Below are 17,264 nucleotides of genomic sequence, written 5' to 3'. Positions count from 1 at the left end.
GTGAAGCATGCTTCACGTGGCGCCACGGTCGGGGAGTTTCCTGCCCCGCTTGTTGGCGGCGGTCCTTGCGACCGCCGCGATGGCGCCGTGTCCGGTTGGGGCGGCCAGCACGAACGACGACCCGTTCGAATCGTTCAACCGCACCATGTTCGACTTCAACCGCGCGGTGGTCACAAAAGTGGTCAACCCCACCGTGGACACCTTGGGGCCAAGAACGCCGGACGGCGTCAAGACCTCGCTCAAGAACGCCTACAACAACCTGACCGAAATCGAGTTCGTCCTGAACGGCGCGTTGCGCGGCGACCTCAAGGGCATGGCGGTTCCGGCCGGGCGGTTCGTCGTCAACTCGACGATCGGCGTCGCCGGCCTGTTCGACGTGGCGACGCCGATGGGCATGCCGCGACAGGAAACCGATTTCATCGAATCGCTGTGCCACACCGGCCTGCCGCCCGGCCCTTACGTGGTGCTGCCGCTGGTGGGGTCGGCCAACACCTATTCCGCCGCCGCCCTGGCCGGCGGCATCGCGCTCGAGGTCTATGCCCTCAGCTTCATTTCCACCACCCTGGCGGCGGCGGATTTCATCATTATCGACCTGGGCGGCTCGGCCGCCGGATTGCGTTATATGAACAGCGCCGCCGAAGCCGGCGGCGACGATCCCTACCAGACCTTGCGCCAACAGCATCAGGCCTATGTGGTCAAGGGCTGCGCCGACACCATGGCCGACGCGGCACCGGCCCCGCCGAAGACCACCGCCACCCCGCCAAAGATTTCCGTCGCCCCGGCGGTGTTCCGCCGCACGGCGGCAACGCGGCCGTTGGCTCGGATCATAGCGGAGCGGGTGACGCCATGAAGACCCTAGCCGTCGTGGCTGCTGTTGCGGCGGTGCTGGCGGCCCCCGGCGTGGCCCAGGCGGCCGAGGACCCGCTGGAAACGTTCAACCGCGCCATGTTCGACTTTAACCGGGTCCTGGTTCTCGACGTGGTCGGCCCGACCATGGACAATGTCGGTCCCTATGTGCCAGACGCCGTCCAGACCGGCCTGCTCAACGCCTACCACAACCTGACCGAGATCGAATTCATCATCAACGGCGCGCTTCGCCGCGACCTGCACGGCATGGCGGTGCCCACCGGGCGCTTCCTGGTCAACTCGACAATTGGCGTCGCCGGCCTGTTCGACGTCGCCACCCCCATGGGTCTGGAACGCCAGGAAAGCGACTTCATCGAATCGGCCTGTCAGGTGGGCGTGCCGCCCGGCAATTATCTGGTGCTGCCCCTGGTCGGCCCGGCCAGCCTGAATTACGCGCTGTTGATCGCCGGCGGCGCCGCCATCCAGATCTATGCCTTCAGCCAGGTTTCCTATGCGCTGGTGGCGTTCGACGTGGTCACCGACCTGGGCGTGGCGGCGGGCGGGTTGCGCTACAGCACCACCGCCGCCGAAGCCGGCGGCGACGACCCTTATGTCAGCCTGCGCGACCAGCATCAGGCCTATGTGGTCCAGGGCTGCGCCCCGCAAGCGCCCGAGACGACAGCCAAGGCCGAGGAACCGCCGCCGGTTCCCTTCCGCCGTTCCGCCGGCCCGGCGCCGGTGTCGCGCTCGCTGAGCGCCCGGATCGCGCCGGAACCGTGATACAGAATCTTAATACAGGTGTTGGCCGCCGGTGACGAACACCTCGGACCCGGTGACATAGGCGAAGTCCTCGCCGCACAGGCGGAACACGGTGCCGGCCACGTCCTCGGGCGTGCCCATGCGGTCCAGCGGAATGCGCGGCACCAACGCTTCGTATTCGGCCGAGATCATCTCGGTGCTGATCTCGCCGGGTGCCACAGCGTTGACCCGCACCCCCAATTGCGCGAACTCAACCGCCATCTCGCGGGTCAGCCCCGACAGCGCCGCCTTGGAGGTGGAATAGGCCGACCCGGCGAAGGGATGCACGTAATGGCCGGCGATCGAGGTGATGTTGACGATACAGCCCTTACCCCGATGCAAGGCACTGGCGAAACCGCGCGCCAGTCTGAGCGGAGCGAAGAAATTGAGCTCGAACACCTGTTTCCAGCCCTCGATGGGGCCGTTCAGGACGCCAAGCCGTTCCTTGTACGGCGTCTTGGGACTGACGCCGGCATTATTGATCAAGGCATGCAGGGGATCGTCGCCCAACAGCTTGCGCGCCTCGGCCACGAAACCGTCGGCGGCGGCCGGGTCGGCCAGATCGACGGCGAAGTGATAGGCCCAGTTGGGATCGCGCTTGCATTCCGGCGGCACCTCGGCGCGGGCGCAGGTGAGGACCCGCCATCCCTCGGCCAGGAACCGCCGCGCGGTGACATGGCCGATGCCCCGACTGGCACCGGTGATCACCACCGTTTTGGGGGGGCCGCTCAACGCGGCAGCTCCCCTTGCGTCACCGGCAACCGCAAGGCCCCGGCACGCGGCCCCGCCGCCTCCAGCTTGTCAAGCACCGGCGCCATCACGCGCGCCGCCCGCAACAGGGTTTGGGCGCCTTCCTCCTCGGCGACGCCGCCGCGCGATGCCAACCGGGCCAGCATCTGCAACGGCGATTGCGGCTCGGGAAACGCCTTCATGGCCAAGGGCGCGTCGGCCGGCAACTTGAGTAGGGTCCTGATCTGCGCCTCGGCCACGTCATAACCGCCCAGGGCGTCCACCAACCCCAACCGTGCCGCCTCGGCCCCGGTCCACACCCGGCCGCGGGCGTATTGCTCCAGCTTCTCCACCGGCATCTTACGGGCCTGGGCCGCCTTGGCGGTGAAGTCGGCGTAGATGCGGTCCAGCATGACGTTGACCCGGTCCCAGGCCTGGGGAGTGAAGGGCTTGTTGGCGCTCCACATCACCGAATTCTCGCCGCGATGCAGTTCGTCCCAACTGACGCCCAGCTTGGGCCAGAAATCGGCCATCACCATCTTGCCGGTAAACACGCCGATGGACCCGGTGACGGTGCCCGGCTGGGCGACCACGCGGTCGGCGCCCATGGCCACGAAATAACCACCCGAAGCGGCGGTGTTGCCCATGCTGACCACTACCGGCTTGCCGGCGGCGCGGGCGCGCATGACCTCGTGCCACACCGTGTCGGAGGCGACGTAGGAGCCGCCAGGGCTGTCGACGCGGAACAAGACGGCCTTGACCTCGTCGTCGTCGACGGCGTCGCGCAAGGCGCCGGCGATGGTTTCGGAACCGAAGCCGTCCTCGCCGCCCCACGGGCTTTCCGCCTTGCCGCGCATGATCGCGCCCTCGCCGGTGATCAACGCGACCTTGGTGCCCTTGCCGCTGTCCGCCGCCTTGGCGTAGTCGGCGATATCCACTTCCTCTGGCTTGGCATCGCCCTGGGCGGCGGTCAGGGCTTCGTCACGATAGCCGAGCTTGTCCACCAGACCGGCCGACAGCGCTTCGGACGACACGAAGGGTCCCTTGCCGAACAACGCGCCCACCTTGTCGGCGGGCAGGCGCCGCGCCTCGGCGATGCCGGCGATCACCTGACCCGACCAGCCGTCCAACAAACCATTGATGGTTTCGGCGTTGGCCGGGCTGTACTGCTTTTCGGTGAAGGTCTCGATGGCGGTCTTGTATTCCTTGCGCCCGGCGAATTGCGGTTCGATCCCCAACAGGTCGAGCGTGCCGCGCAAGAACGGGCTTTCCGCCATGAAGCCGGTCAAGCCGACGTCGCCCGACGGTTGCAGCCACACTTGACCGAAGGCACTGGCCACATAGGTTTCCAGCGTGCCGTTGCCGAATTCGCCCAAGGTTTCGGCGAACACCACCGCCGGCTTGCCGGCGGCCCGGAAGCGGGCGACGGCGTCTCGGATTTCCTGGGCACGGGCCATCCCCATCTTGGCTTGGCCGACAGTGGCGAACAAGCCGACCACGCGGGGATCGCCGGCCGCCCGGTCGATCCCGGCAACCACGTCGCGGGTGACGTAGCTGTCGTTTTGAGTCAGGGCGGAAAACGGATCGCGCGATGGCGCGTCGCGGAATTCATGTTCAAGATCCAGCGTCAACAGCATGTGCTTGGGCATGCTTTGCCCACCCTTGCCATGCAACGCGACCGCCCCCCAGATGGCAAGACCAAGCCCCACCACGAACAACAGGCCGATCACGGCCAACGACACGACGATGAAGCGACCGATCCGGCGCATGGCGGTACATCCTTTTGGTTTCAACCGTCCTGTGTTGGGTGTAAGCGCGCCAGCGCCGCCGGTCAACCCCAGCCCCATGACCAGGGTGCATTGACGGCGGACCAGACGGCCTTTATGCTCCCGCCGCTTCGGAGCACGAACACCCCATGACCCGCGTCGCCGCCCTGTTTCTGGCCTGCCTTGCCCTTGCCGCCCCGGCCTGGGCAACCGAGGAACCGCGTCTTCTGGCCCAGGTACCGTTGGTGCCACCAACGGAAAACCTGCCCGACGACATCGCCGATCTGGTCTACGCATTTTGGCCGGAATACTACAACGGCTATGGCGAGAACGCCTTCACCCGCGACAACCTGCGCCTGGGCCGCACCGACCTGAACGGCGACGGCAAGGCCGAGCTGGTGTTGCTGGTCGATTCCCCCTCCTGGGAGGCCGCGCAGGGCTTTCCCTTCGTGGTGGCGCAGTGGCGCAAGGGCCGGTGGTTCGCCATCGGCTGGAGTTGGGGCGACGAAGACACGGTGTTCGTCACCAGCGAGAGCCACGACGGCTGGCACAGCCTGGACAGCGGCAAGGTGGTGCTGCGCTGGCAGGGCAAGCAATACAAACCCGAGGAAAAAGCCGCGCCCTAAGGCCGGGGTTTCCCGATCAGCCGCCGCACTGGGCGCGATGACGCAACAGGTGGTCGGCCAAGGTCACCGCCATCATCGCCTCGGCCACCGGCACGGCACGGATGGCGACGCAGGGGTCGTGACGCCCCTTGGTGACGACGTCGATGTCGTTGCCGAAACGGTCCACGCTTTTCTTGGGAACCAGGATCGAGCTGGTCGGCTTGATCGCCATGCGCAACACGATGTCCTGGCCGGTGGAGATGCCGCCCAGGATGCCGCCGGCATTGTTGGACTGGAATTGGACGCGGCCGTCCGCTCCCATGCGCATTTCGTCGGCGTTGTCCTCGCCCGACAATTGGGCGGCCAGGAAGCCGGCACCGATTTCCACGCCCTTGACGGCGTTGATGCTCATCATCGCCTTGGCGAGGTCGGCGTCCAATTTGTCGTAAACCGGCGCGCCCAGGCCCACCGGCACACCCGAGGCCACCACCTCGACCACGCCGCCGGTGCTGGACCCGGCCTTGCGTACGCCGTCCAGGAACCCTTCCCAATGCGGCACGGTGTCGGCATCGGGACACCAGAATGGATTTTGCTCGCGCGCCGCCCAATCCCAGCGGCCGGGATCGATGGCATGCGGTCCCATTTGCACCATGGCGCCGCGGATGACGATCCCGCCGGGAACCAGGGCGTTCAGGATGACACGCGCCACCGCGCCGGCGGCGACACGCATGGCGGTTTCCCGCGCGCTTGACCGACCGCCGCCGCGATAATCGCGCAGGCCGTATTTCTGTTCATAGACCCAATCGGCATGACCGGGACGGAAGGTGTCCTTGATCTCGCCGTAATCCTTGGACCGCTGGTCGGTGTTCTCGATCAACAGGCCGATGGAGGTGCCGGTGGTGACGCCGTCGAACACCCCCGACAGGATCTTGACCTGATCGGGTTCGCGGCGTTGGGTCATGAAACGGTTCTGGCCGGGCTTGCGGGCATCCAGCCAGGGCTGGATGTCCGCTTCCGACAAGGACAGCCGGGGCGGCACGCCATCGATCACGCAACCGATGGCCGGACCATGGCTTTCGCCGAAGGTGGTGAAGCGAAAAGTATGGCCGAAGCCGTTGCCCGACACGGATGTCCCCTTTTAGTCCTTGGCCACGGTGATGTCGGGGGCGTCCACCGCCTTCATGCCGACAACGTGGTAGCCGCTGTCCACGTGATGGCATTCGCCGGTCACGCCCGACGCCAGGTCGGACAGCAGATAAAGGCCCGAACCGCCGACGTCGTCCAAGGTGACGTTGCGCTTGAGCGGGCTGTTGTATTCGTTCCACTTGAGGATATAGCGGAAGTCGCCGATGCCCGAGGCGGCCAGGGTCTTCATCGGACCGGCCGACAGCGAGTTGACGCGGATGTTCTGACGGCCCAGATCGACGGCCAGATAGCGCACGCTGGCTTCCAGCGCCGCCTTGGCCACGCCCATGACGTTGTAATGCGGCATCACCCGCTCGGCGCCATAATAGGTCAGCGTCAGGAGCGAACCGCCATCCGGCATCATGTCGGCGGCACGCCTGGCCACCGAGGTGAACGAGAACACCGAGATGTGCATGGTGTTCAGGAAGTTCTGCAACGAGGTGTCGGCGTAGCGGCCGCGCAGCTCGTCCTTGTCACTGAAGCCGATGGCGTGGACCACGAAATCCAGCTTGCCCCATTCCTTCTTGATGGCGTCGAAGGTGGCGTCGATGGACGCTTCGTCGGCGACGTCACAGGGCAGCACGATGTTCGAGCCGGCTTCCTGAGCCAGCGGACGCACGCGCTTCTCCAGCGCCTCGCCCAGATAGGTGAACGCCAGCTCGGCCCCCTGGGCCCGGCACGCCTTGGCGATGCCCCAGGCGATGGAGCGGTCGTTGGCGACGCCCATGATCAGGCCCTTTTTTCCGGCCATCAGGGGTGTAGGAGCGGTCATGCGATCCTCTTTGCGTAATGCTATGGTAAGCCTGTTCAAGGCGGGCGGCATCCTACACGAAACCGAACGGGGGGCAAAGGTGGAGAGAACCCAACAAGACGCAAAGCCGACCCACGGCCATGCCGAAGCCCTGATCATGCGTGCCAGGGCACGGCGTTTCGTCGGTTTCCTGCGGTTCGTGGCGAAACGCTTCCAAGCCGACGGGGCGACCCGCATCGCCGCCGCGCTCAGCTACACCTCGTTGTTGTCGCTGGTGCCGCTGATCGCCATCGCGCTGGCCATGCTGGCCGCCTTTCCCGCCTTCGACGCGATCCGCGCCGACCTGATCGGCGCCGCCGTCAAGAATCTGGTGCCGGCCATCGGCAACGTGGTGGAAACCCAGATCAACCGCTTCATCGCCAATGCCGGCAAGCTGACCGCCGCCGGCGTGGTCGGGTTGGCTCTCACCGCCGTCATGCTGTTGGTGACCATCGAACGCGCCTTCAACATGATCTTCCGGGTGGCCCGCGAACGGCCGCTGCTGTCCAAGCTGCTGATCTATTGGACGGGTCTCACCCTTGGCCCCTTGCTGCTGGGCGTCGCCGTCTCGCTTCAGGGCTATGTGGCGGCGGCCAAGGCGTGGCCCATGGCCCAGGCGGTCAGCCCCATGCTGTCGCTGCCGCTGCCGTTCCTGTTGACGGTCCTGGTGTTCACCGGACTTTACGCAGCCATCCCCAATCGCCGCGTCCAGGTCAAGGACGCCGTGGCCGGGGCGGTGGTGGCGGCGGTGCTGTTCGCCGGGCTGCGCTGGGGCTTCGCCTTCTACGTCACCAGTTCCAAGGCCTACACCAACCTTTACGGCGCGGTCGCGGCGGTTCCCATCTTCCTGTTCTGGATGTTCCTGTCGTGGGGGGTGGTGCTGGTGGGCGCCGAGATCACCGCCGCCTTGCCCGAATGGCGGGCCGGCCACCACGAGACCACCCGCCGCGCCAAGGGCGCCCGCCGCCTGACCCTGGCGCTGGAGGTATTGGCCCGCCTGCAACAGGCCATGACCGCAGCCAGCAAGGGCGCCGCCCGCCAGGACCTGTTGGCGGCCACCGCCGCCGCCGAACCGGAACTCAACGCGGTTCTGCAACGGCTGTGCGATTCCGGTTTCGCCGCCCCCCTGGCCGGCGGCCGCCATCTGCTGGCCCGCGACCTGGACCACACCACCTTGGCCGATCTGGCGACGGCGCTGGAACTGAACCTGGCCCTGGATGACGAACTGTTGTCGGCGGCCCCCTGGCGGGCCAAGGTGGCGCCATTGGTGGCCGAGGCCCGAGAGCGGCAGCGCGCCGCCCTGGACGTGCCGTTGCGTGACCTTGTCACTTAAGTTCTTTCTAATATTTAACTTGTTCCCCGCCCTCCTTTCCGTCACACAGGGCCACCCAACAGCGAAGGACACCCACCGCCCATGACATCCCGCCGTCTGCGTCGTCTATTGCTGTCGCTGCTGGTGCTGGCCGCACTGGCCGCCGCTGGTGGCGCATGGTGGTTCCGCAACAGCGCCCGGGTGGTGGAACTGGCGCAGCCCACGCGCGGCCCGGCGGTCGAGGCGGTCTATGCCACCGGTGTGGTCGAACCCGAAAACTGGGCCAAGGTGGCGGCGGTGACGCCGGGGCGGCTGGCGGAAATCCTGGTGCGCGAGGGCGAACATGTGACGCGCGGCCACCCCCTGGCCCGCCTGGACGACCGCGAGGCCGGGGCGCGGGTCGCCGAGCTTGAGGCCAAGGCCGCCTATTGGCGCGAGCAGATGAACCGCTCGGCGGCGCTGGTGCAAAGCGGCGTACGCTCACGCGACGCCTATGAAAAAGACAAGAGCGAACTGAACCAGATCACCGCCGCCATCGCCGCCAGCCGCCAGCGGCGCGCCGATTTGCTGGTCGTCGCCCCCATCGACGGCCAAGTCATGCGCCGCGATTTCGAAGTGGGCGAAGTGGTGGGCGTCAACGACGTTCTGTTCTGGATCGGCGATCCCCGACCGCTGCGCCTGACCGTGGACGTGGACGAAGAGGACATTCCTCGTGTCCAGCCGGGCCAGAAGGTCCTGATCAAATCCGACAGCTTCCCCGGTCAGGTGCTGGAAGCCCGCGTCGGCCGCGTCACCCCCAAGGGCGACCCGATCAACAAGACGTTCCGCGTGCGTGTCACCTTGCCCGACGACACGCCGCTGATGGTCGGCATGACCACCGAAGTCAACATCGTCACCGCCGAGACCGCCGACGCGCTTTTGGTCCCCTCGACCGCCCTGGTGGACGGCAAGGTTTACGTGGCCGAGGACGGCGTCGCCAGCGAACGGCCGGTCACCATCGGCATCCGGGGCCGCAACCGGATCGAGGTGAAGGACGGATTGAGCGCCGAAGACCGCGTGCTGGCCGCGCCGCCCACCGGCCTGAAGCCGGGCGAGCGCGTCCGCGCCAAGCCCTGAGGAGCCAGCCGTGGCCTTGCCGCTTGGTCTCGACATCGCGCTTCAGCATCTGGCGCACCGCCGCCGCCAGACGCTGGTGTCGCTGTTGGGCGTCAGCCTGGGCGTCGCCTTTTTCATCGCCATCGCCTCGATGATGCAGGGCTTCCAACAGGATTTCATCTCGCGCATCATCGACATCCAGCCCCACATCATCGTCAAGGACGATTTCCGCGACCCGCCGCGCCAGCCGGTGGAGGTGCTGTACGGCGACGGCGCGCTCGACCTGCGCGGGCTCAAGCCGCTGGACGAGACCCGCGGCATTCGCGGCGCCCGCTCCATGCTGGCGGTGCTGGAAGAGGAAGCGGGCATCCACGTGGCGCCCACCTTGTCGGGCAACATCTTGCTGCGTTTCGGCGGCAAGGACGTGTCGGCCAACGTCACCGGCATCGTGCCCGAACGGCAACGCCGGGTCAGCCACCTGGAAAAGGATCTAGTCGAGGGGGCGACGCTCGACGCGCTCTACACCACCGCCAACGGCATCATCATCGGCGACGGCGTCGCCAAGCGCGGCGGCATCCGCATGGACGACCTGATCAGCGTGGTGTCGCCGACCGGCGTGGTGCTGAAGATGAAAGTGGTGGGAATCTTCAGTTCCGGCCTGACGCTGATGGACAATTTCGACACCTACGTCCTGTTGAAGAAGGCGCAGGTGCTGCAAGGCCGGGCCAACGTCATCAACCGCATCAACATCCGCCTTGACGACGTGGAACAGGCCGCGCCCCTGGCCGCGCGCATCGAGCGCCAGTTCGGATACCGCGCCGAACCGTGGCAGGAACAGTCGCGCAACGTGCTGGGCATCTTCGTCATCCAGAACGTGATCATGTATTCCACGGTCAGCGCCATCCTGATCGTCGCCTGTTTCGGCATCTTCAACGTCATCTCGACCGTGGTGTTCGAGAAGACCCGCGACATCGGCATCCTGAAATCCATGGGATTCCGCGACGCCGACATCCGCCGCATCTTCCTGATGGAGGGGTTGATGGTCGGCGTTCTCGGCACGGTGATCGGCTGGGCCCTGGGTTACGGCATCGTCGAGTTCATGGGCACCCTGCGCTTCGCCATGGAAGGCTTCGTCAAGGCCCAGGGCTTCATCCTGTACCGCACGCCGCGCCATTACCTGATCAGCGGCGGCATGGCCATCCTGTCCGCCACCCTGGCCGCGTGGATTCCGGCGCGGCGCGCCAGCCGCCTGAACCCGGTGGACATCGTGCGGGGTGCCGGATGAGCGCTTTCGCCATCGAGACCCGCAAGGTCACCCGCGAGCTTCCCGGCCCGGTGCCGGTGACCTTGGTGCGCGACATCGACTTCCGCGTCGCCCCCGGCGAATTCGTCGCCGTCACCGGCCCGTCGGGGTCGGGAAAGTCGTCGCTGCTTTATCTGTTAGGGTTGTTGGACCGGCCCAGCGCCGGCACGGTGGCGATCCAGGGCGCCGAAACCTCGAACCTTTCGCCCGACCAGGCCGCCGCGCTGCGGCTGGAGCGGCTGGGCTTTGTCTTCCAGTTCCATTTCCTGCTGCCGGAATTCACCTCGCAGACCAACGTGGAAATTCCCATGAGGCGGCTGGACCGGCTGGACGACCGCGCCATCCGCCGCCGCGCCACCGAGTTGCTTGAAACCCTGGAACTGGGCGAGCACCGGCACAAACGCCCCGACCAGCTTTCGGGCGGCCAACGCCAGCGCGTCGCCATCGCCCGGGCACTGGCCAACGATCCGCCCATCCTGTTGGCGGACGAGCCCACCGGCAATCTGGACACCCACACCGCCCAGATCGTGTTCGAACTGTTCCGCGACCTGGCCCACCGCCAGAACCGCTCGGTGGTGGTGGTGACCCACGACACCCATTTGGCCGAACTGGCCGACCGACGGGTGCATCTGGTGGACGGCGTCATCGTCGACGACTGATCGGACGTTTTCCACAGATTCCCCAACTTTATCCATCTATTTCGCAGCATTATTTCGCACGCAATGTGCAAGCGTTCATGCGGCTATGGACATGGGCATGAACAGCCCTTGTGAGCATCTGAACAAAGCCCACGGAACCACCTGGCGCCCCCCGGCGCCATCACCCAACCAGTCGCGTGTCGCCATGGAACAGAGGCTGCCGCCACATCATCCGGGATCATTCATCCCCACCATTCCAACAGGTTTTCAACATTTTTCGCATTATTATTTTGCACGCGCATTGTAACGGCCATTCATACTCGAAACCTCTGCCTGGAATCGAAAAACCCCGGCATTCCACATTATGCATTATCATTTCGCATCGACGCATTTACACCGCGATCATCTTGGTGACGGCATGAGCCGGCATTTTATCCACAGGAGATGCAGCCAAGAAATTAAGCAGGCAAACCGCTGTCGCGATGCCATAATCGGCCAACGACGGGAACACACGACGCGACGCGGGAGAAATGGCATGGCGATGGGGTTGGCGGCGGCAAGGATTTACGTGCTGGCGGCGGCACTCGCCCTGGGGACGGGAAGCGCCACGGCGGCGGACGATCTGCCGCCTTTTGTCGGCGATGGCCGCGACCCGTCGTTTCCGGCGCTCGGGTCGGTGTTTACCCCGGTGGCGTCGCTGCCGAACGAAGCCCCCCTGGCCGGCGAGGATCGCGCCGCCCTGATGTCCATGCTGGACAACCAGGCCCGCGCCCTGGACAAGGCCAAGGGCGAACCGGCGGCGACCTTCGACGGCGTCGGACGGCGCGTCACCGCCGCCGACCTGAAAGGCACGGTCGAGCGTCTGCGCCAATGGGCCGGCAGCGGCCGCCCCTTGGGCGAATACGTCCAGCCCTATATCCTCAAGGGCGACGGCCAGGGCAACGTGCGGTTCACCGGCTATTTCACCCCCAGCATCCGCATTTCCGACAGGCCGTCCGACACCTTCCGCTTCCCGCTGTATCGCCGCCCCACCGGCATGGCCGAACTCTTGCCCAACCGCAAGGAGATCGACGAGGGCGCGCTGAGCGGCAAGGGCTTGGAACTAGCCTGGACCGACGACTTGATCGGACTTTACTTCCTTCAGGTCCAGGGATCGGGATACGGCTTCGACACCGCCGGCACCAGCCGCCTGTTCTCGTATGGCGGCAAGAACGGCCATCCTTATGTCAGCATCGGCAAGTATCTGGTGGCCCAGGGTGAAATCCCCGCCCAAGAGATTTCCATGGCGGCGATCAAGGATTGGTTCGCCCGCCATCCCGCCCGCGTACGCGAGGTGATGGACCTCAACCCTTCTTATTCCTTCTTCACCACCGACATCGCGGCGGTCACCGGCGCGGCGGCGGTGCCTTTGGTGCCGTTCCGCAGCGTCGCCGCCGACAGTTCGGTGCTGCCGCTGGGTGCCATGGTGCTGATCGAGATGCCGATCCTGGACGACCAGGGCCGGGTGGCATCGTACCAACCCCGGTTGATGGCGGTCCAGGATCGCGGCGGCGCCATCAAGGGTGTGGGCCGCATCGACATCTACGCCGGAGCCGGCGCCAAGGCCGAGGACTTCGCCGGCCATCTCAAGCATTTCGGCCGCGCCTGGCTGTTGCTGCCGCGACCGTGACCCCCGCCCAACACTCGGGCATGGGCGTTCCAGACGGTCGGCCGACACCGCTGGAAGGTCCATTCCTGGGGCTGTGGGCAAAAGATCCCATGTTCCTGCGCCGGATCGTGCAAAACATCACTGCATGAAACTGTCGCACCTAAAAACGCTTGCTTGCCATCGCCTCTCCCCCAACGGTCAACCGCGCCAAAAGCTGCGGAAACGCCGTGCGAAACCTGTGGACAAGCTGGGGAAAGTGGACAACCTTGCGGACCAGCTTGTGAAACGGAGAATCCATTCGTGATCGTCGGCTATTTCCGTCGCATTGATGTCGAGGAAGCGGGCGCGCCCCAGGCGATCCTGCGTGCCGAACGCTGCTTGCGTATCGAATCCGACCCGGTCGGGCGCGACGACGCCCGAATTCGGCTGTTGGCCGATCTGAGCGGAGGCGACGTGCTGGTGTCGCCATCCATTCCCCATCTGGCGGTATCGATCGGCGAATTGCTGCGGGTGTGCCATCGGGTGCATCGGGCGGGGGCGACCCTGCGGCTGGCGGCGGAACGGATCGACACGTCCATTCCGGCGGCGCGCAACGCTTTGGTGGCACTGGCCGATTTCGACCGCCGCCTGTTGGCTGAACGGCGCCGCGTCGGGCGTGAGGACGCGGCCTTGCGCGGGGCCCAGCCGGGCCGACCGCGCAAGCTGGACGATCAATTGGTACGCATGGTGCGCGACGATCTGGCGGCGGGCCGCACCTACGCCTCGATCGCCCGCACGCTGGGGGTGCACCCGACCACGGTGATGCGCCTGCTTCAACGCGCCGAGGCCCAGGCCGGCGGCGGCGAATAGACCGCCGCCGCAAGCGTCTCCGACGTCAGTGGGCCGGATACATGGCCTGGATCAGTGTCACGTAGATGGCCGCCATGATGGCGGTGGTGATGACACCGGAAATGTTGACCCCCAGGGCATGGGGCATGACGATGGCCGCCGGGTTGGCCTTGGACACCTCTTTCTGCGCGACCTTCGCGGTGGTGGGCACGCATGACACCGCGGCGATGCCGATGACCGGGTTGTATTTCCGCCCGGTCATGAAATACAGCACATAGCCGCCCAGGATGCCGCCGATGCCCGAGATCAGCAGCGCCAGCATGCCCAGCAACAGCAGCTTGAGCACCTGGGGATCAAGCAACAGCCGGGCCTCGCACAACACGCCCAGCAACAGCCCCAGGAAGAAGGTGCCGCCATACAGGAACACCCCGCTCAGCAAATCCATGAACGGCACCAGCCCGCTTTCCCTGATCACCACTCCCAGGAACAGGCACAGGATCAACGGCGCGGCCACCGGGAACAACAGCGACAACAGGATGCACATCACCACCGCGAAGGCCATTTTCTGGGTCGAGGTGATGGGCTTGGTGGATTTGGGCGGCGGCATGGGCAAGGCCCGCAGCTTTTTCGGCACCATCAGCCGGATCAGATAGGGATAGCCGCCATAAGTCAGCCCCAGATAAAGATAGGCGACCACGGTGATCGGCACGAACAATTCGCGCGCCAAGGACAACGAGGTGAACAGCACCATCGGCCCGTCGGCGCCGCCGATGATGGCCACCGACGCCGCCTGTCCCGGCGTCAGCCCCATGGCGATGGCGATGGGATAGATCACGATGGTTCCCAACTCGCCGAACAGCGCAAGGAACATGCTCTGGAACGGCCGCGCCATCACGTAACCCACGTCCAGCAGCACGCCGATCCCCAGGAACACCATGCAGGCGATCAGGCCGTTGGAAAAAGTGAAGGTGTAGATGGGCTGGAGCCAGTTGATCTGAAGGATGTTCATCAACTGGGTGGTCTGAAGCGCGGTGTCGGCGCTGGCCAGGGCATCGACGAAAATCTGGTTGGGACCGGGACGCAGCCAGCCGCCTTGGGGAATGAACAGGACCGCGGCGTTGATGGTCGCCATGCCCAGCCCCATGGGAATCATCAACAGGGCCTCGAGCACGCCCTTCTTGCCCAGGTAGATCAACAGCACCCCCAGCCCGATCAGCGCCAGACGCATGATCAGGATGGAGGGGTCGGCCGCCACCAGCGTGGCGATGCCCTGGAACAGGTCAAGGACGTTCAGGCGCTCCATGGCCGTTCTCCAGAGTTCAGGCGATGGTCATCAGAACGGCACCCGCTTCCACCGGATCACCCGGCTTGATGGCGATGGACGCCACCGTGCCGGAATGATTGGCGTGCACCGGAGTCTTCATCTTCATGGCCTCGACCACCGCGATCCTGTCGCCTTGCGAGATTTTCTGGCCAACCGTCACATCGACGGATTCCACCACGCCGCCCAACGGGCAGATTTCGGCCCCCGGCACAGCCGAGGCGGCCGGCGCGGCGGCCGGCACATGCGGCATGGGCGCGGACAAGGGCGCCGCCACCACCGAGCTCGAGGCGCCGGTGCCGGCAATGGACGGATAGGAGGGAGCGGCGTGGCCGTTCTCGGTCAACTCCTCGACCGTCACGTCGTAGACCTTGCCTTCGACGGTGATACGAAGCTTCTTTTGCATGACGCGATCCTTCGCGGCTCTGGCGATTAGTGTGGATGGTGGGCGTTGTGCTGGGCCAGCCGGCCCTCGGTGGACCAATAGCGGCCCGAGGCGGCGGCGCCGATGTGCAAGATGCGATGCGCTCCGACCATGGCATGAGCGGCCGCCGCGATGGCGACCAGATGATGGGCGGGGATCCCCTCGGCCGCAACCGGCGCCGCACCCGGCCGGGCCGCCGGCGCGGCGGCGGCCGACGCGGCCGCTGCCTTGGCCTCGGCATGGCGTTCGCTGAAGGCCAGGGCGCCGACGATCAGCTTGATCAACAGCGCCGCGCCCATGGCGATGACGAAGGCCAGGGCGTAGACCACCCCGACCAGGGACAAGGATTCGCTGAACTCGCTCACGTCGGTTTCCCCCTGCTCGCCGCCGTCACAGCGGGATGTTGCCGTGCTTCTTCGGCGGCCGCATCTCGCGCTTGGCCAGCGACTTGCGCAAGGCCAGCGCCAGCACGCCGCGGGTTTCCGACGGCAAGATGACGTCGGTGACGTAACCGCGCGCAGCCGACAGATAGGGCGAGGCGAATTCGTCGCGGTATTCCGCCGCCAGTTCCTTGGCCTTGGCCCGCCGATCCTCGGCCTCGGCCAGTTCCTTGCGGTAAAGGATGTTGATGGCGCCTTCGGCGCCCATCACCGCGATCTCGGCGGTGGGCCAGGCGTAAACCCAGTCGGCACCCATTTCCTGGCTGCACATGGCAAGATACGACCCGCCATAGGCCTTGCGCAGGATCACCGTGATCTTGGGCACCGTGGCCGAGCCATAGGCGAACAGCAGCTTGGCGCCGTGGCGGATGATGCCGCCGCGTTCCTGTTCGATGCCGGGCAGGAAGCCGGGCACGTCCACCAGCGTCACCAGCGGAATGTTGAAGACGTTGCAGAACCGCACGAACCGCGCGCCCTTGTCGGACGCATTGATGTCCAGCGCCCCGGCCATTTCCATGGGCTGGTTGGCGATGACGCCGACGACGATGCCGCCGATGCGGGCGAAACCGACGATCAGGTTGCGCGCCCAGCCGGCATGCACTTCAAGGAAAGTGCCTTCGTCCACCACGCGGTCGATGACCAGACGCACGTCCATGGGTTCGGACGGGTCTTCCGGCACCACCTGGTTCAGGTACTCGTCTTCCTCGAGCGGGATGTCGTCCCACGGCCGGTGCGGCGGGTCCTCGGAATTGTTGGCCGGCATGTAGCTGAGCAACGCCTGGGCGATGGCCACCGCGTGGGCGTCGTCCTCGGCCACGAAATGGGCGTTGCCGCTGACGGTGGCATGCATGTCGGCGCTGCCCACCTCGTCCATGGTGAAGGCTTGGCCGGTCACCGCCTTGATCACCTCGGGACCGGTGATGAACATGTGCGCGTTCTTGCGCGTCATGATCACGAAATCCATCAGGGCCGGCGAATAGGCGGCACCGCCGGCGCAAGGCCCCAGGATCAGCGCGATCTGCGGCACCACGCCCGACAGCAGGACGTTCATATAGAACACCTTGCCGTAACCCGATTGCGCGTCCACGCCTTCCTGGATGCGGGCGCCGCCCGAATCCTTGCACGCCACCAGCGGCACGCCCATGCGCAGGGCGTATTGCATGGCCCCCACCAGCTTTTCCGCATGCATCTTGCCCAAGGTGCCGGCGGCGACGGTGAAATCCTGGCTGAACGCCGACACCTGACGGCCGTTCACCAGACCGTTGCCGGCGATGGCGCCGTCGGCCGGCAGGTCCTTGTCGGCCATGCCGAAAGCCGTGCCGGAATGGCGGATGTGCTGGCCCGATTCCTGGAAAGTGCCATCGTCGAACAAAGCGTCAAGGCGCTCGCGCGCGGTCAGAAGACCCTTGTCGTGCCGCTCCTGTTGCTTGGCCGCGCCACCGCCCGACTGAACCTTGGCCCGGCGTTCGCGCAACTTGTCCAAAAGCCGCTGAGAGATGGGCATGGAACCGCCTTCCTGAAATCCGCTCTTGAGGC

Annotated in this window: 17 protein-coding genes; 9 read left to right on the top strand and 8 right to left on the bottom strand. The window is 65.9% G+C overall.

Going from position 1 to position 17,264, the window contains the following annotated elements:
* Nucleotides 1–16: 16 nt before the first annotated feature.
* Both G4223_RS17660 and G4223_RS17655 read left to right on the top strand, forming a co-directional pair.
* Nucleotides 17–850: an MlaA family lipoprotein gene (locus G4223_RS17660; protein WP_338086917.1), complete on the top strand. Its 834-nt coding sequence runs from the start codon at nucleotides 17–19 to the stop codon at nucleotides 848–850.
* A complete protein-coding gene (locus tag G4223_RS17655) occupies nucleotides 847–1,626 on the top strand; it encodes an MlaA family lipoprotein (protein WP_163682444.1) in 780 nt (259 codons plus the stop codon). The genes G4223_RS17660 and G4223_RS17655 overlap by 4 nt, the downstream gene beginning before the upstream one ends.
* A 9-nt stretch (nucleotides 1,627–1,635) precedes the next feature.
* Here G4223_RS17655 and G4223_RS17650 read toward each other — a convergent pair whose 3' ends face one another.
* Nucleotides 1,636–2,376: an SDR family NAD(P)-dependent oxidoreductase gene (locus G4223_RS17650; protein ID WP_163682442.1), complete on the bottom strand. Its 741-nt coding sequence runs from the start codon at nucleotides 2,374–2,376 to the stop codon at nucleotides 1,636–1,638.
* Nucleotides 2,373–4,142 (bottom strand): signal peptide peptidase SppA, encoded by a 1,770-nt coding sequence (gene sppA / locus G4223_RS17645; RefSeq protein WP_163682440.1) that lies wholly within the window; start codon nucleotides 4,140–4,142, stop codon nucleotides 2,373–2,375. The genes G4223_RS17650 and sppA overlap by 4 nt, the downstream gene beginning before the upstream one ends.
* 146 nt (nucleotides 4,143–4,288) lie before the next feature.
* Between sppA and G4223_RS17640 the strand changes: the two genes are divergently transcribed.
* Entirely contained in the window at nucleotides 4,289–4,765 is a 477-nt protein-coding gene (locus G4223_RS17640; protein WP_163682439.1) for a hypothetical protein, read from the top strand.
* Nucleotides 4,766–4,781: 16 nt separating this feature from the next.
* Here G4223_RS17640 and aroC read toward each other — a convergent pair whose 3' ends face one another.
* Together aroC and fabI are read right to left on the bottom strand one after the other, a co-directional pair.
* Nucleotides 4,782–5,870 (bottom strand): chorismate synthase, encoded by a 1,089-nt coding sequence (aroC, locus tag G4223_RS17635; protein WP_163682437.1) that lies wholly within the window; start codon nucleotides 5,868–5,870, stop codon nucleotides 4,782–4,784.
* A 12-nt stretch (nucleotides 5,871–5,882) separates the two neighbouring features.
* Complete coding sequence (fabI, locus tag G4223_RS17630) at nucleotides 5,883–6,701, bottom strand: enoyl-ACP reductase FabI (protein WP_163682435.1); 819 nt, start codon at nucleotides 6,699–6,701, stop codon at nucleotides 5,883–5,885.
* A gap of 79 nt (nucleotides 6,702–6,780) precedes the next feature.
* Between fabI and G4223_RS17625 the strand changes: the two genes are divergently transcribed.
* The 6 genes from G4223_RS17625 to G4223_RS17600 all read left to right on the top strand — a co-directional run bounded on the left by G4223_RS17625 (nucleotide 6,781) and on the right by G4223_RS17600 (nucleotide 13,564).
* The gene (locus tag G4223_RS17625; RefSeq protein WP_163682432.1) at nucleotides 6,781–8,052 is read left to right on the top strand and encodes a YihY family inner membrane protein; all 1,272 of its coding nucleotides are present in this window, start codon (nucleotides 6,781–6,783) and stop codon (nucleotides 8,050–8,052) included.
* 81 nt (nucleotides 8,053–8,133) lie between these two features.
* The gene (locus tag G4223_RS17620) at nucleotides 8,134–9,147 is read left to right on the top strand and encodes an efflux RND transporter periplasmic adaptor subunit (RefSeq protein WP_163682430.1); all 1,014 of its coding nucleotides are present in this window, start codon (nucleotides 8,134–8,136) and stop codon (nucleotides 9,145–9,147) included.
* Nucleotides 9,148–9,157: 10 nt separating this feature from the next.
* Nucleotides 9,158–10,411, top strand: coding sequence for an FtsX-like permease family protein (locus G4223_RS17615; protein ID WP_163682428.1), 1,254 nt, complete (start codon nucleotides 9,158–9,160; stop codon nucleotides 10,409–10,411).
* Nucleotides 10,408–11,088 (top strand): ABC transporter ATP-binding protein, encoded by a 681-nt coding sequence (locus G4223_RS17610; RefSeq protein ID WP_163682425.1) that lies wholly within the window; start codon nucleotides 10,408–10,410, stop codon nucleotides 11,086–11,088. Before G4223_RS17615 ends, G4223_RS17610 begins: the two co-directional genes overlap by 4 nt.
* 514 nt (nucleotides 11,089–11,602) lie before the next feature.
* Nucleotides 11,603–12,736 carry a murein transglycosylase A gene (gene mltA, locus G4223_RS17605; protein ID WP_163682423.1) on the top strand — a complete coding sequence of 378 codons (1,134 nt, stop codon included), beginning with the start codon at nucleotides 11,603–11,605 and terminating at the stop codon, nucleotides 12,734–12,736.
* A gap of 279 nt (nucleotides 12,737–13,015) precedes the next feature.
* Entirely contained in the window at nucleotides 13,016–13,564 is a 549-nt protein-coding gene (locus G4223_RS17600; protein WP_163682420.1) for a recombinase family protein, read from the top strand.
* Nucleotides 13,565–13,589: 25 nt separating this feature from the next.
* On the opposite strand, the gene G4223_RS17595 is transcribed toward G4223_RS17600, so the two are convergent.
* Genes G4223_RS17595 through G4223_RS17580 form a run of 4 tightly spaced genes read right to left on the bottom strand, consistent with a single transcriptional unit; the run spans nucleotide 13,590 to nucleotide 17,232 of the window.
* The gene (locus tag G4223_RS17595) at nucleotides 13,590–14,846 is read right to left on the bottom strand and encodes a sodium ion-translocating decarboxylase subunit beta (protein ID WP_163682418.1); all 1,257 of its coding nucleotides are present in this window, start codon (nucleotides 14,844–14,846) and stop codon (nucleotides 13,590–13,592) included.
* A gap of 16 nt (nucleotides 14,847–14,862) precedes the next feature.
* Nucleotides 14,863–15,270 (bottom strand): biotin/lipoyl-containing protein, encoded by a 408-nt coding sequence (locus G4223_RS17590; RefSeq protein ID WP_163682415.1) that lies wholly within the window; start codon nucleotides 15,268–15,270, stop codon nucleotides 14,863–14,865.
* Between the two features lie 26 nt (nucleotides 15,271–15,296).
* Complete coding sequence (locus tag G4223_RS17585; RefSeq protein ID WP_163682413.1) at nucleotides 15,297–15,653, bottom strand: hypothetical protein; 357 nt, start codon at nucleotides 15,651–15,653, stop codon at nucleotides 15,297–15,299.
* A gap of 25 nt (nucleotides 15,654–15,678) precedes the next feature.
* Nucleotides 15,679–17,232, bottom strand: a complete 1,554-nt coding sequence (locus G4223_RS17580; protein ID WP_163682411.1) for an acyl-CoA carboxylase subunit beta — start codon at nucleotides 17,230–17,232, stop codon at nucleotides 15,679–15,681.
* Nucleotides 17,233–17,264: the final 32 nt, after the last annotated feature.

The sequence above is a fragment of the Magnetospirillum aberrantis SpK genome (genome assembly GCF_011022235.1).
GTDB classification, from domain to species: domain Bacteria; phylum Pseudomonadota; class Alphaproteobacteria; order Rhodospirillales; family Magnetospirillaceae; genus Magnetospirillum; species Magnetospirillum aberrantis.
The sequence above is the reverse complement of the archived record's forward strand: the minus strand, read 5'-3'. Positions and strand labels throughout refer to the sequence as shown.

Coding starts and splice junctions, on each gene's coding strand:
- G4223_RS17580 (WP_163682411.1), bottom strand. CDS start 17,232: ATGCCCATCTCTCAGCGGCTTTTGGACAAGTTGCGCGAACGCCGGGCC.
- mltA (WP_163682423.1), top strand. CDS start 11,603: ATGGCGATGGGGTTGGCGGCGGCAAGGATTTACGTGCTGGCGGCGGCA.
- G4223_RS17590 (WP_163682415.1), bottom strand. CDS start 15,270: ATGCAAAAGAAGCTTCGTATCACCGTCGAAGGCAAGGTCTACGACGTG.
- G4223_RS17595 (WP_163682418.1), bottom strand. CDS start 14,846: ATGGAGCGCCTGAACGTCCTTGACCTGTTCCAGGGCATCGCCACGCTG.
- fabI (WP_163682435.1), bottom strand. CDS start 6,701: ATGACCGCTCCTACACCCCTGATGGCCGGAAAAAAGGGCCTGATCATG.
- G4223_RS17640 (WP_163682439.1), top strand. CDS start 4,289: ATGACCCGCGTCGCCGCCCTGTTTCTGGCCTGCCTTGCCCTTGCCGCC.
- G4223_RS17610 (WP_163682425.1), top strand. CDS start 10,408: ATGAGCGCTTTCGCCATCGAGACCCGCAAGGTCACCCGCGAGCTTCCC.
- G4223_RS17655 (WP_163682444.1), top strand. CDS start 847: ATGAAGACCCTAGCCGTCGTGGCTGCTGTTGCGGCGGTGCTGGCGGCC.
- sppA (WP_163682440.1), bottom strand. CDS start 4,142: ATGCGCCGGATCGGTCGCTTCATCGTCGTGTCGTTGGCCGTGATCGGC.
- G4223_RS17620 (WP_163682430.1), top strand. CDS start 8,134: ATGACATCCCGCCGTCTGCGTCGTCTATTGCTGTCGCTGCTGGTGCTG.